This is a genomic window from Pseudomonas sp. GW821-FHT01C01 (genome assembly GCF_059422645.1).
On the sequence record NZ_JBWKXF010000080.1, the window covers coordinates 4,880 to 17,519 of the forward strand.

At 61.8% G+C, this 12,640-nt stretch carries 10 protein-coding genes; 5 read left to right on the forward strand and 5 right to left on the reverse strand.

The window, feature by feature from the left end; translation table 11 throughout:
- Positions 1–283 precede the first annotated feature (283 nt).
- Positions 284–955 (forward strand): phosphoribosyltransferase, encoded by a 672-nt coding sequence (locus AC07XF_RS27605; RefSeq protein ID WP_495029033.1) that lies wholly within the window; start codon positions 284–286, stop codon positions 953–955.
- A 128-nt stretch (positions 956–1,083) separates the two neighbouring features.
- Positions 1,084–1,668 carry a YceI family protein gene (locus tag AC07XF_RS27610; protein ID WP_495029034.1) on the forward strand — a complete coding sequence of 195 codons (585 nt, stop codon included), beginning with the start codon at positions 1,084–1,086 and terminating at the stop codon, positions 1,666–1,668.
- Between the two features lie 227 nt (positions 1,669–1,895).
- Here AC07XF_RS27610 and AC07XF_RS27615 read toward each other — a convergent pair whose 3' ends face one another.
- Positions 1,896–5,279: an Ig-like domain-containing protein gene (locus AC07XF_RS27615; RefSeq protein WP_495029035.1), complete on the reverse strand. Its 3,384-nt coding sequence runs from the start codon at positions 5,277–5,279 to the stop codon at positions 1,896–1,898.
- Positions 5,280–5,769: 490 nt separating this feature from the next.
- Between AC07XF_RS27615 and AC07XF_RS27620 the strand changes: the two genes are divergently transcribed.
- Positions 5,770–6,492, forward strand: coding sequence for a GNAT family N-acetyltransferase (locus tag AC07XF_RS27620; RefSeq protein WP_495029036.1), 723 nt, complete (start codon positions 5,770–5,772; stop codon positions 6,490–6,492).
- A gap of 136 nt (positions 6,493–6,628) precedes the next feature.
- On the opposite strand, the gene AC07XF_RS27625 is transcribed toward AC07XF_RS27620, so the two are convergent.
- A complete protein-coding gene (locus AC07XF_RS27625) occupies positions 6,629–7,069 on the reverse strand; it encodes a hotdog fold domain-containing protein (protein ID WP_495029037.1) in 441 nt (146 codons plus the stop codon).
- A 165-nt stretch (positions 7,070–7,234) separates the two neighbouring features.
- Between AC07XF_RS27625 and AC07XF_RS27630 the strand changes: the two genes are divergently transcribed.
- A complete protein-coding gene (locus AC07XF_RS27630) occupies positions 7,235–7,855 on the forward strand; it encodes a TetR/AcrR family transcriptional regulator (RefSeq protein ID WP_495029038.1) in 621 nt (206 codons plus the stop codon).
- Between the two features lie 297 nt (positions 7,856–8,152).
- On the opposite strand, the gene AC07XF_RS27635 is transcribed toward AC07XF_RS27630, so the two are convergent.
- Both AC07XF_RS27635 and AC07XF_RS27640 read right to left on the reverse strand, forming a co-directional pair.
- Positions 8,153–9,283: a DmpA family aminopeptidase gene (locus AC07XF_RS27635; RefSeq protein WP_495029039.1), complete on the reverse strand. Its 1,131-nt coding sequence runs from the start codon at positions 9,281–9,283 to the stop codon at positions 8,153–8,155.
- A 166-nt stretch (positions 9,284–9,449) separates the two neighbouring features.
- The gene (locus AC07XF_RS27640) at positions 9,450–10,553 is read right to left on the reverse strand and encodes an extracellular solute-binding protein (protein ID WP_495029040.1); all 1,104 of its coding nucleotides are present in this window, start codon (positions 10,551–10,553) and stop codon (positions 9,450–9,452) included.
- Between the two features lie 110 nt (positions 10,554–10,663).
- On the opposite strand from AC07XF_RS27640, the gene AC07XF_RS27645 reads away from it, so the two are divergent.
- The gene (locus tag AC07XF_RS27645; RefSeq protein ID WP_495029041.1) at positions 10,664–11,437 is read left to right on the forward strand and encodes a helix-turn-helix transcriptional regulator; all 774 of its coding nucleotides are present in this window, start codon (positions 10,664–10,666) and stop codon (positions 11,435–11,437) included.
- 121 nt (positions 11,438–11,558) lie between these two features.
- Here the strand turns inward: AC07XF_RS27645 and AC07XF_RS27650 are convergent, their stop codons facing one another.
- A complete protein-coding gene (locus AC07XF_RS27650) occupies positions 11,559–12,494 on the reverse strand; it encodes a class I SAM-dependent methyltransferase (RefSeq protein ID WP_495029042.1) in 936 nt (311 codons plus the stop codon).
- Between the last annotated feature and the right edge of the window lie 146 nt (positions 12,495–12,640).

The window sequence follows — 12,640 nt, forward strand, 5'->3', positions numbered from 1 at the left end:
GAACTTGGGAGTGCTGCGCACTCCAACGGGAGCAAGCTCCCTCGCCACAAAAGTCTTTGCTCCAGAGGGCAGGTTTGGTGTAGGTGGGACGAAGGGGGCGGATAATGCTATGCACCGAAACCTGTGGCGAGCGAGCTTGCTCGCGTTGGGCTGCGTAGCGGCCCCAGAACTTGGGAGTGCTGCGCACTCCAACGGGAGCAAGCTCCCTCGCCACAAAAGTCTTTGCTCCAGAGGGCAGGTTTGGCTGAAGTTCGCAGGCGTGATCGCCTGGGGAGGTTTTCGAATGAACCCCTTGTCGCATTCCATCTTGCAGGACCGGGCGGCGGCGGGGCGACGGCTGGTTGAGCCGTTGCTGCCTTACGCCCACCGCCCCGACGTCATCGTTTTAGCCTTGCCCCGTGGCGGCGTGCCGGTGGCTTATGAAGTGGCCACGGCGCTGAAGGTTCGCCTGGACCTGATGCTGGTGCGCAAGCTCGGCGTGCCGTCCCGCCCGGAGTACGCCATGGGCGCGATTGCCAGCGGCGGTATCCAGATTCGCAATGAAGAGGCACTGCGGGTGCACCCGATTGATCGCGCCGCGTTCGACGCCGTGGTCGAACGGGAAACCCGCGAACTGCTGCGTCGCGAGCAGGTCTACCGCGGCACGCGGGCGCCGGTGCAGCTCAAGGATCAGGTGGTGATCCTGATCGACGATGGCCTGGCCACTGGTGCCTCGATGATGGCGGCGATTCATGCGCTGCGGGTGCAGGCACCATCGCGCATCGTGGTGGCGGTGCCGGTGGCGCCGATCGAGACGGCGCAGGCGCTGCGCAGCGAGGTGGATGAATTGGTCTGCCCGCTGATGCCGGAGTGGTTCACTTCGATTGGCCATTGGTACATGGACTTTTCCCAGACCTCGGATGCCGAGGTGATCGAGTTGTTGCAGCGGGCGTGGCAACGCGGGGAGTGCAGGTAATCATCGGCAGGTGGTCGTAAATCCATGCGTGAAGTGGAATAAACCCCCGTAGTTTGCTTTAGTCCATCTGGTGCCACCCGACCTGTGCGGCACGACAACTCAAGACGGGAGCCCTCCCGGAGAGTGCCATGAATCTTCGATCCGCGTGTTTCGTCGCTCTGGCCGGCACGTTTGTGTTCGGCCCGGTGCAGTTCAGCCTGGCGCCGTTCGCTGCAGCCGTGGAATACAAGGAAGTGAACGCCAAGGCCAGTACATTGAGTTTCACCTATGAGCAGATGGGTTCGAGAACCTACGGCACCTTCGGCAAGTTCAAGGCCAAACTGGACTTCGACACCGATGACCCCAGCGCCGCCCATGCCGAGCTGACCATCTACCTGAAGAGCATCGACGCCGGTAGCAGCGACGCCAATACCGAGCTGCAAAAGCCGGCGTGGTTCAACACCGCGACTTATCCGGTGGCTACCTTCGTGTCGACGTCCATCAAGGCCCTGGGCAATAACCGCTACACCATCACCGGCAAGCTTTCCCTGCGGGGGCTTACTCGGGAAGTGAGTGTGCCGGTGCTGCTGAAATCGGAGAGCTCCATCGGCATCTTCGATGGTCAACTGGTCCTCAAGCGTGACGACTTCAAGATGGGCGAGGGCGAGTGGGCGGACAGCGTGGTGTCCAACGAGATCAATATCCGCTTTCGGATGGTGGCGCCGCAGCATTGACTGGAGGCCCCAATCGCGAGCAAGCTCGCTCCCACAGTGGTTTTGTGTCGTACACGGGATTCGCGTTCGACACCGATCAATGGTGGGAGCGAACCTGCTCGCGATAGCGGCCTGACAGTCAGCGCAAATGCCGGTCGATAGTCAGTACCCCCCACGGCACCACCGTACGATCCACAAAAAAAAGCGCCCGGTCCACATTGCATGGGCCGGGCGCCGATCACTGCGCTCTAGTGCACTGGCACTGTCACGGTTCTGCCGAAGGCCGATGTGACGGTGGCCGTCGCACCAGGCGATGGGCCACTGCCGGTGGTCGTCACCGCGATATTCCAGCGCGCGCCTGTCGCCGTAGGCGTAAGGGTGGCGGCGCCAAGGTTCAGCGGACCGGATGTGGTCGTGACCGTCGCCGTGATGGTATTGCCCGTGCCACGCGTGGTGGTGCCGGACAGGACCCAGTAGTAGCGGCTGTTGCTGCGGGCGATGACGGTAGCGCTGGTGACGATCAGGTTCTCGACGACCACTGCCCCGACCGCCACGGACACCGTCGCCGGTGGCGATTCCGCACCCTTGGCATCGGCGGCCTTATAGGTAAAGGTCGCGGTGAACGGCGCGAGGACCGTGGCCGGTCGTGTATAGATCACGCGCAGACCATCGGTGCTGACCGTGCCCTTGCCGGAGTCCGGTTGCTCCAGGCCCACCACTTTAAGTGGCACGTTGCCGTCAGGGTCGGTGTCGTTGGCCAGCACGTTGATGGTCAGCGGTTGGCCGTTGCTGCTGATGGCGCTGTCGGGGTTGGCGATCGGGTTTTTGTTATCGCCGTCATTGACACGGGTATCGCCAGTGCGGAAGGTCGGCAGCGCGGCGGAGTTGACGTAGGCCACGCCGTCCCAGCCAGGCAGGGGCGTTGGCATCAATTGGAACTGGCCGGGGTGCTCGATATCCCAGCGCAGCAACATGGAGTTGTCCTCGTGCTGGGTATTGTGGCAGTGCTCCATGTAGGTCCCGGCGAATTCCCGGAAGTGGATCGCCATTTCCACTTCCTGCGAGCTGTCGATGCCCTCGCCGATGCGATAGACGTCCTTGCGTGCCCATTTTTCCCATTCCGGCGGTGCCTTGCCATCGCGGTGGAGGATGATGCCTTCTTCGAAGTGCACGTGCACCGGGTGGCTCCAGCCGTTGCCGCCGTTCTTGATTTTCCACACTTCCAGGGTGCCGTCACCGGAGAACCCGGCATCGGTCGGACCGTTGGCCAGTTGCGGAGCGGCGCTGATCCGCCGTGGGTCCATGTGGTAGCCGAAACCGCCGTCGGTCTTGATCGTCCAGGGTGCTTCGTCGGTGCCGTCGGAGCGACCAAAGATGAACTCACGATGCCGTGCCAGCTTGAGCTTGGCCTGCATCGCCGGATCGTCGCGGTTGATGGTCAGCGGGATCATCATCTTGCCGGCCGCTTTACCCGGCTTGGCGGGTTCGTAGTCGGCGGGGTTCATGCTCACGTCCTGGCCGGCATAAGGCTTGACCACCATCTGCATGAACTTGCCCACCGCCGGGTCGCCGTTGTCCCACTCCAGGCCTTTGCTGCCCGACTTGAGCACCGCTTTGTACTTCCCGGACAGCACATCGGCCAGGCTCAGGGGTAGAGCCTCCGGACCCTTGCCGCTCTGGTGCTCCAACAGGTTGACGAAGTACAGCTTGTCGCCGACGCTGATCCCGTTTTTCGCGAAGTTGACGATGATGTCGTAACGCTCGGCGATGCCCATGGTCGGCAGGATGGCGTTGTGGTTCTGCATGTCGCCGTCACCGTCCAGGTCCATGCTGCCATCGAACGGCACGGCGTGTTCCATGAGGTTGCCGTCGTTGGCGATCAAGTGGAACGGCACACGGGTATAAGACAGGCCAGAACCGGCCGGGCCGGGGAATTCGCCGCCGGTGCCGGCGACTTCACGCACCAGTGCAATCCTCAAGTAGCGCGACACCGAGCCGTTGAGGATACGGAAACGATAGCTACGCGCCCGCACATTCAGGCGCGGCTGGTACTGCCAGTTGACCAGGATCTGATCGCCAAGGAAGCCGTCAGTGTTGAACGGGTTGAACCACAACTGGCCATTGGCATCCCAGGCCTTGTCGGCCACCATCAGGTTGACGTCATAGTCGCGGTTGCCCCAGGGCAACGCCGATCCGCTGGGCAGGCGCAGGTTGACGCCGTCTTCGAAGGCTTCGTTACCGCGGTCCAGGGCGCTGTAGTAATTCATCATCACCGCGTTGCCCTTGTAGACGTTCTGCGCGGTGAAATCGAGCATGTGGTCGTGGAACCAGTGGGTGCTCATGGTTTCGCGCCAGTCGCCACGGATCTTGATGCTGCCGTTGTTGCACGTCTTGAGGCCCGGAGTGGCATCGTTGACATACAGGGTTTCGCCCGGGGCGCAGGGGAACGCCGCGCGCGGATCCTGGGCGCTGGTGTTGATGGTGTCGTAACCGGCCAACTGGATCGGCCAGCGATAGTCGTAGTACTGCCCCGGAAAGAAAAACGCATTGGCATAGCCGTCGCTTTCAGCCGGAGAGTGGCCGTTGTGTTCGTGGGTGGTGAGGGTGTGCAGGCCAAACCCCATGTTGGCCGACGGATCAATCGGCAGGGCGTTGTAGTGCCGCATCAGCACCGGTTGGCCGTAACGCACCATCAACAGTTTGGGCGGAAAGGTGCCGTCGAAGGTCCAGAGTGCCTTGTGGTTCTGAATCGGCATGTTGGGGTGGAAACGGGTGTCGATGCCTTTGGTGGTGCCCGCTATGACCGGGGTGTCGGAGGTCTGGTTGTAGAGTCCGCCAGGCCCGAACTCACCGACGGCGTAGTTGTGCATTTGCCGGCGATCGCGCATGCCGCCGTTGAGCTTGGCGCCCGCTTGAGCGGTTTTGAAGGCGACCTGTGGGTAGAACTCGTTCCAGCGCTGGTGCGACCAGCCTTTTCCTGGCGGACGACCTTCAGCCGGCGAGCCGACCGGATGGCGGTTGAGGAAGGCTTCGATCTGCGCTTGCCACGGGTTGCGGTCCAGCGCGTTGGAATACTGCGCCGGAAACGGGTACAGCCCCGGCTGGCGCATGAAGGCTTCCAGCGCTGCGGCCGAAGGGCCGCTGCGGGCGATGCTGTTCGGGTCCTGCAGGGGCGCCGGGCCGACGGTCGGAACCGGGAAGGTCAGGGTGGGCGCCGGCAGTGTCGGGTCGAGTTTCTCCGTGCCGAATTCTTCGAACAGCAGCAGTTGCTGAGTGTACGGCTGGGCCCCGAACAATGGGCTGGGCTTGCCGTTGGTGGGGATTTTGAATGATGTCTGCAGGGCTGGCGGCAACACGTTGTCGGTCGTTGGTGTGGTGCGGGTGCCATACACACCGTTGGGCAGGGCGATGGCGCCCTGGTTGGCGGGTGGCATGGTCAGTATGGAATCCAGCGCGGCCTTGGGGTCGGCCGCCGGGTTGGTAAACGCCGAAGGATCTGTTGGAGGCGGCTGGCTGACATCATCCAGTGGTGCGGCGTTGACGGTACCGAGGCTGACGTTGATCAGCATCACAGCGGCGATACTCGCTTTCCTGAAAAAGCCGAGCGATTTGAGGTCTGGTGTGTTTTTCATCTTGTTTCCCTCGGGGCGCGCCGGTGTGGCTGACGTTCGCAATACGCTCGATGCAAGAGGTGAGCCAATCGCGGGGAGACCCGGGGGAGACAAATAGCTGTTTGATATCAAATGCTTGATGGATCAGACTTTGGTCGTAGTGGCACGGTGGGTGGGAATCCTCAAAGTTGGGGGGCTTCACCCACCCATTCCCCCCACACACACCACAGGCCGGTGTGCTGGTGGACGCTTTCGCGAGCAGGTGAGCTTCCACGGAAGATCAAGGTGTGGGCAAAACCGCTGTCCCCTGTGGGAGGGATCCTGCTCGCGAAGACACCTGCTCATCCAGCACAAAGTGTGCCTGTCTCATCGCTGCAGCCTCGAAAACGCAGCCAGGCGTCCGGCGACGATACGCATGGCTCATGAATGGGGGATTGTCCATCACCCTTCGGACCGGACGTGTCAGGCGCGCTATGATAGGCGGCCCTTGCCCCCGGAGCCTGTCACCGCAATGCCCCTGATCAACCACTTCAAGACCCCGTGCCCCGAGCACATCAATAGCCAGATCCTGCAGATGGTGGTCGACAACCTGACCGACATCAGCATGGTCGCGATCCCGCCAAGCAACCTGCTGTACAACCTCTATCAATACGCGATCGGCTATGAGGTGCACCTGTATCTGCAAGCGCTGAATGGTGAAAAGGGCATTGCCGTGGAGTTGATCGTTGCCACTGACGAAGACGATCCGGAAAAGGTGATTGGCTTTCTGTTGTACCTGCCGGTGCAGGACGACCCCGAGGCTTGCGGCGTGGCGTACATGGCGGTACAGGCCGAGTATCGGCGCCAGGGCGTGGCCCGGCGGATGCTGCGGGAAATGGTCGGCCGTTATCCTCATGCCGAGCTGACCTGCGCGGTGGCCAAGGTGCCGTATTTCGAGGCGATGGGTTTTCAGGTGGTGGGCGTGCGTGCGACCCAGGTGTTGATGAACACCCGCGACCACGCCACCGATGGCTTGATGGCGCTGCTGGACGTGGCGTCGGTCTACAGCTCGCTGGAAGTGCGGCAGATTCATACCTACCTGCTGCAAAAGCACGGCAAGCGGGCCATGACCGATGCGGAAAAACAACGCGACCGGCATCTTGACCAGCTGACACGCAAGGCTCAGGAGTTGGTGCGGGAGCGGTTGGGTGACGATGCGGTGCCGGTGTCTGGCCCCCGGTTGCGCCTGGTCTGATCGCACTCTCCCAAACACCACAAATCCCCTGTAGGAGCTGGCTTGCCAGCGAAAGCGCCGTATCAGTCGCCATGATTGTTGGCTGACATACCGCATTCGCTGGCAAGCCAGCTCCTACAAGGATCGTGCTCAGTGTTTAGGACAGCTTCACATTCATGGTTATCCGCGCCGTGAACACCTTCTTGCCCTCGGCATCGTGAATATCCACGGGCACGATCTTGTCGCCTTCGGTGGTCCAGTCCAGCGCATCCCCCTCGGCTACTGCCGTCACATCACTCTTTGCCTTGGCCAGGTATTCGACGGTCATGCCTTTGGGAATCCAGCGTGCGCCGGCGGGAATGGAAACGTCGGTCATCATCCCGGCGACCAGTTCGGCGGCATTGCACATCGCAATCGCATGCACCGTACCCAAATGATTGGTGATTTCCCGGGCAAACGGCACGTGCACGGTGGCAGAGCCTTTGCGCAAATCCTTGACCAACGGGTTGATGGTGGAGAAGTAGGGCGCCACCTGGCAGGCCATTTTGCTGAACGCTTCTGGCCCGGCGCTGTTGAACATGCTGAGGAACTGACTCATTTTTTTGCCTCTTGAGGATGACATTTTGCAGAACAATTTTCCGTAACAGAATAATGTTCTGTGACGGAACAGTATTCTGTCGATGAGAAATCTGTCAACCTAGCGCCGCTTGTTCGTTGGCCACCGCCAGCCTCCACCCATGACTTTTCTGGACTGTTTTTCAGCATGGAAACCGCCGACCTGCTCGAACGCTGCTACCCCGGACGACGCGCCGAACTCAAGCGCGACATCTTCAGAAAGGCCCTCGGCCTGTTCAACGAACAGGGGATCGAGGCCACGACCATCGAAATGATTCGCGCCGAATGCGATACCAGTGTCGGCGCGATCTATCACCATTTCGGCAACAAGGAAGGTCTGGTGGCGGCGCTGTTTTTTACCGCCCTCGATGATCAGGCCCGTTTGCGCGACAGCTACCTGGCTGACGCACACACCACACAAGCGGGGGTGCACGCGCTGGTGCACAGTTATGTGGACTGGGTCGATAGCCAGCCGGAGTGGGCACGGTTCCAGTACCACGCGCGGTTTGCCGTCACCAAGGGGCCGTTCAAGGACGAACTCGCCACCCGCAACAAGACGCGCAACAAGCAGTTGCTGGAGTGGCTGAGGGCACACGGTAATGAGCTGGGGAGTTTTCCGGCGGAACTGATACTGTCGCTGATCGTCGGCCAGGCCGACAGTTACTGCCGCGCCTGGTTGTCGGGCCGGGTCAAGGGCAGCCCGAAGGCGTACCGGGACATGCTGGCACAGGCGGCGTGGCGGTCGTTGTGCACCACCGAACCCCAATGAAAATCTCTTGCAGGAGCTGGCTTGCCAGCGAAAGCGGTATGTCAGCCAACATTCATGGCGACTGACACGGCGCCTTCGCTGGCAAGCCAGCTCCTACAGGGGAAATGTGTTGGTTTTTCAGAGGCAAAAAAAGAGCCTCAAAGCTCTTTGATGGGGAGGAAGAGGAGCCGTGAGGCTCAAGATGCGCATGAAGCAGGCGGTGAGCTTGGTAGGGGTTCAGATCACTCACCACCTACGCAGCGGTTTGAGTCAACAAGCGGCTGCGCAAGTTCATCGTAAAAAGACCGAGTATTTCACTCAAGTACCACTAGTCGCATCCCCCGGCCAGCCGGCGCTACGCAACGCCTTGAGCAACGTTTCGACATCCAGCCCCTGCACCGCGTGCCCGTTGCCTTCGGCGGTGTCGGCGGCGAGCAAGGCATTGATGATGGCTTCTTCCACGGCTTCGGTGGCGGCCAGGAACAGCTCGCTGATGTGGTCGTTGTTGACCATGCTCAGGTTGTCGGTGGTCGGCGCTTTCTTGCTCTCATAGGCGGCCGGCGGCACGTGATCGTTACCGGTGGCGAAGGCGATGAAGATGTCGCCGCTGTGGTCTTCATTACCGCCGCCGGTGCGGGCCAGGCCGAGGCTGGCGCGCTGGGCCAGGCGCGTGCACTGGTGCGGCAGCAACGGCGCATCGGTGGCCAGGCAGACCACGATCGAACCCATGCCCGGGTGGGGCAACGAGGCCTTGAGGAACGGCGAATCGACCTGTTCCATGTAGCGCCCGACCGGATAACCATCGACACGCAGTTCATGACGGATGCCGTGGTTGGCCTGGACAATCGCCCCCACCGTCCAGCCACCCTGGGCGCTGTTCAAGCGTCGCGACGCGGTGCCGATGCCGCCCTTGAACTCGTGGCAGATCATGCCGCTGCCACCGCCGACATTGCCTTCGGCCACCGGGCCACCCGCCGCCGAGCGCACGGCTTGGGCCACGTGTTCAGGCTTCACGTGAAAACCGTTGATGTCGTTGAGCAGGCCGTCGAAGGTTTCCAGCACCACCGGCATGTTCCAGTAGAGACGTCCGTCATCGGCTTGCTGCTCGCGGTCGAGCACAATCAGCGCATCCCGCACCACACCCAGGCTATGGGTGTTGGTGAACGCGATGGGGCTGGTCAGCAATCCCGCTTCGCGAATCCATTCCAGCCCCGTGGCATCGCCATTGCCGTTGAGTACATGCACGCCGGCAAAACAGGGTTGCTGACTGGTGGAACCGGCACGCGGCTCGATGACGGTGACGCCCGTGAGGATGTCGCGGCCATTGGCTGTCCGGCCTCGTACATCGCTGTGGCCGACCCGCACGCCGGGGACATCGGTGATGGCGTTGAGCGGGCCGGGTTGCAGTTGGCCGAACGGGATATTCAGGTCGCGGGCGCGTGGTTTCATGGTTTTTCTCATCTTCAATTCGTGGCAGAAAAAAGGGTGTTTCGGGCACCGTAATCCCAATGTGGGAGCGGGCTTGCTCGCGAAGGCGTAGTGTCAGTCGCTATCAATTTTTGCTGATCCACCGCTTTCGCGAGCAAGCCCGCTCCCACAGGGACAGGCGGTGTGTTTATTGGCCGTTTTTGACCTTGCTCCAGATCCGCGTGCGCACGCGCTCGGTAGCCGGTGGCAAAGGCTGGAGGGTGAACAAGGTGGCCATGGCTTCGGCTGGCGGATACACGGCCGGGTTGCTGCGGGTCGCTTCGGCGACCAGCGTGGTCGCGCTGCGGTTGCCGTTGGGATAGTTGAGGTGGTCGCTGACCGGGGCGATGACTTCAGGGCGCATCAGGTAGTCGATGAAAGCCATCCCCTGTTCCGGGTGCGGTGCGTCCTTGAGCAGCACCAGCGTGTCGAACCACACCGGCGCGCCTTCCTTGGGCAGGCTGTAGGCGATCTTCACGCCGTTGCCGGCCTGCTCGGCGGTGGTCTTGGCTTCGAGCATCGCGCCGGACCAGCCGACCGCCACGCAGATGTTGCCGTTGGACAGGTCGCTGATGAACTTCGACGAGTTGAAGTAGGCGATGTGCGGACGCAACTTCAGCAGCAGCGCTTCGGCCTTTTTGTAGTCCTCGGGGTTGGTGCTATTGGGCGGCAGGCCGAGGTAGTGCAGGGCCACCGGCAGCATCTCCGACGGCGAGTCGAGCATGGCCACGCCGCATTCGCCGAGCTTGGCCAGGTTCTCTTCCTTGAACACCAGGTCCCAGGAATCCACGGGTGCCTTGTCGCCCAGCACCGCGCGCACTTTGTCGATGTTGTAGCCGATGCCGTTGGTGCCCCAAAGATACGGCACGGCGTACTGGTTGCCCGGATCGTTGTTGGCCAGTTTCGCCAGCAGATCGGCGTCCATGTTCTTGAAGTCCGGCATCTGCGAACGGGGCAGTGGGGCGAGGGCGCCGGCTTTGATCAGCGTGGGCAGACTGAAGTTGCTCGCCACCACCACGTCGTAGCCGCTGCGGCTGGTGAGTAACTTGCCTTCGAGTACTTCGGCGCTGTCGAAGGTGTCGTAGACCGGCGCAATCCCGGTGTCACGCTTGAAATCCTGCAGGGTGGTGGGGCCGATATAGTCGTACCAGTTGTACACGTGCACGGTCGGGGCTTCGACGGCAAAGGCCGGCAGCGACGCCGCCAGACAGGCGCCAAACCCCAGATTGAAATACAAGCGGTGACGACTCATGATGCGGCACTCCTGGCCTGCTATGGCCGGTGGTAATCAGGAGTTTGCAGCGTATCGACCGGGGTGACCTTCACCCATTCCCATCATGGGTTACTCGAAAGGGGTAGTGCTTGGACGCGTTGTTGAAAGAGATGCCGGTGCACCAGGGACTGGCGCGGGTCTTCACGGCGGTGGGGCGGGACGGTTTCTGGCGTGCGCTGGTCGATACTTTGCGCTTGCTGGTGCCGCTGGACAACGCCTTGGTAGCGCTGATGCGTCCGGGCCATGTGCCGCGCCTGCTGATCGATTTCGATGCCAAGGGCAGCACCGAAGAACATGAAGAACTGGCGGACTACAGCGCCGGCATGTACCTGCTCGATCCGTTCTATCAAGCCGCCTGTGCGGGCATTGCCGACGGTTTGCACAGCCTCGAATCCGTGGCCCCCGACCAATTCCAGCACAGCGAGTATTACCTGAGTTACTTCAGCGCCGTGGTCGGTGCGGACGAGTTGCAGTTCATGGTCAACGTCGACGGTGCCGTGCTCGGCCTGTCCCTCGGGCGTGCTTCGCGCTTTAGCCTTGAGGAACAGGGCCGCCTGCTCTGCGTGCGTGATTGGGTGTTGGCAGCGATGCGCCGCCACCTGGATTTGCTGCCGCCGGAAGGGCCGGTCGCCGAACCGCCGGCCGGCGATCTGGCGGCCTTGCTCGATCGCTTCGACGCACGCCTGACGCTGCGGGAAATCGAAACCGCGCGCCTGATTCTCCAGGGCTTCTCCAGCAAGGCCATCGCCCAGCAAATGGGCATCTCCCCGGAGACGGTGAAAGTGCACCGGCGCAACCTCTATCACAAGCTCAACGTGAACGGGCATGGCGAGTTGTTTGCCTTGGTGTTGCAGCCGCGCTGAACCTTGGTGGTTTGGTGAATGCATTGGCCCCTTCGCGAGCAAGCCCGCTCCCACACTGGATCTCGGCTCGTCACAACGCCTATGTGGGAGCGGGCTTGCTCGCGAAGGGCACGACTCGGTGTTACTGCCGAAACACCAACGCCTTCAACCCACACTCCACATCCGCATCGGGAAACTCCGGCGGGTTCTCCAGCCGCTGCTCGAATCGCAGGCTCGGCGCCTCACGAGTCACGCCATCGATCAGGAAGTCGGCGCCAAATGCCGGGTCGTTCATGCAGGCCAGCACGGTACCTTGCGGGCTGAGCAACTCCGGCAAACGGCGCAGCACGCGCTGGTAATCCTTGGTCAGCAAAAAGCTGCCTTTCTGGAACGACGGCGGGTCGATGATCACCAGGTCATAGGGGCCTTTGCCGATCACCTTGCCCCAGGACTTGAACAGGTCGTGGCCGAGGAAGCTGACCTTGCTCAAGTCGTGGCCGTTGAGCCGATGGTTGTCGCGGCCACGGCTCAGGGCCGGGCTGGACATGTCGAGGTTGACCACGTGGCTTGCACCGCCTTCGATGGCCGCCACCGAGAAACCGCAGGTGTAGGCGAACAGGTTCAGCACTCGTTTGCCCTGTGCATTGGCACGAACCCAGTCGCGGCCGTAGCGCATGTCGAGGAACAGCCCGGTGTTCTGCTTGCGGCCAAGATCCACCCGGTACTTCAGGCCGCCCTCGGTGATGGTCATTTCCTCGATGACTTCCCCAAGCAGCCATTCGGTGGTGCTTTGCAACAGGTAGCGATGTTGCAGCAACAGCGTATGGGCGCCGGATTTTGCCCACTGTTCAGACTGGGTGATTGCCATCAGCAACTGCTTCAAGTCTTCCAGTTGCGCCGCTTCCGGCTCCTTGAACAGCGCCACCAGCACCACGCCTTGCAACCAGTCCACGGTCACTTGCTCCAGCCCCGGCCAGCAGCGGCCACGGCCGTGGAACAGGCGACGGGTTTCGGCAGGGGCGGCCGCCAGGGCAGTCAGCACCTGTTGGTTGAGGGTGGCGAGGGCTTCAGGGTTCATCGGGGCGGGTCGGTCATTTGTAGGGGGCGGCATTTAAACATAATTGCGCACTCGACGGACCACACAAATCCCCCTGTGGGAGCGGGCTTGCTCGCGAAGGCGGTGTGTCAGGCAATACAGATGTCGACTGACACACCGTCTTCGCG

Bases quoted from the DNA above. Each gene is read 5' to 3' on its own strand.
- AC07XF_RS27625 (WP_495029037.1), bottom strand. From the start codon at position 7,069: ATGAGTCAGTTCCTCAGCATGTTCAACAGCGCCGGGCCAGAAGCGTTC.
- AC07XF_RS27630 (WP_495029038.1), top strand. From the start codon at position 7,235: ATGGAAACCGCCGACCTGCTCGAACGCTGCTACCCCGGACGACGCGCC.
- AC07XF_RS27640 (WP_495029040.1), bottom strand. From the start codon at position 10,553: ATGAGTCGTCACCGCTTGTATTTCAATCTGGGGTTTGGCGCCTGTCTG.
- AC07XF_RS27605 (WP_495029033.1), top strand. From the start codon at position 284: ATGAACCCCTTGTCGCATTCCATCTTGCAGGACCGGGCGGCGGCGGGG.
- AC07XF_RS27610 (WP_495029034.1), top strand. From the start codon at position 1,084: ATGAATCTTCGATCCGCGTGTTTCGTCGCTCTGGCCGGCACGTTTGTG.
- AC07XF_RS27620 (WP_495029036.1), top strand. From the start codon at position 5,770: ATGCCCCTGATCAACCACTTCAAGACCCCGTGCCCCGAGCACATCAAT.
- AC07XF_RS27635 (WP_495029039.1), bottom strand. From the start codon at position 9,283: ATGAAACCACGCGCCCGCGACCTGAATATCCCGTTCGGCCAACTGCAA.
- AC07XF_RS27650 (WP_495029042.1), bottom strand. From the start codon at position 12,494: ATGAACCCTGAAGCCCTCGCCACCCTCAACCAACAGGTGCTGACTGCC.
- AC07XF_RS27615 (WP_495029035.1), bottom strand. From the start codon at position 5,279: ATGAAAAACACACCAGACCTCAAATCGCTCGGCTTTTTCAGGAAAGCG.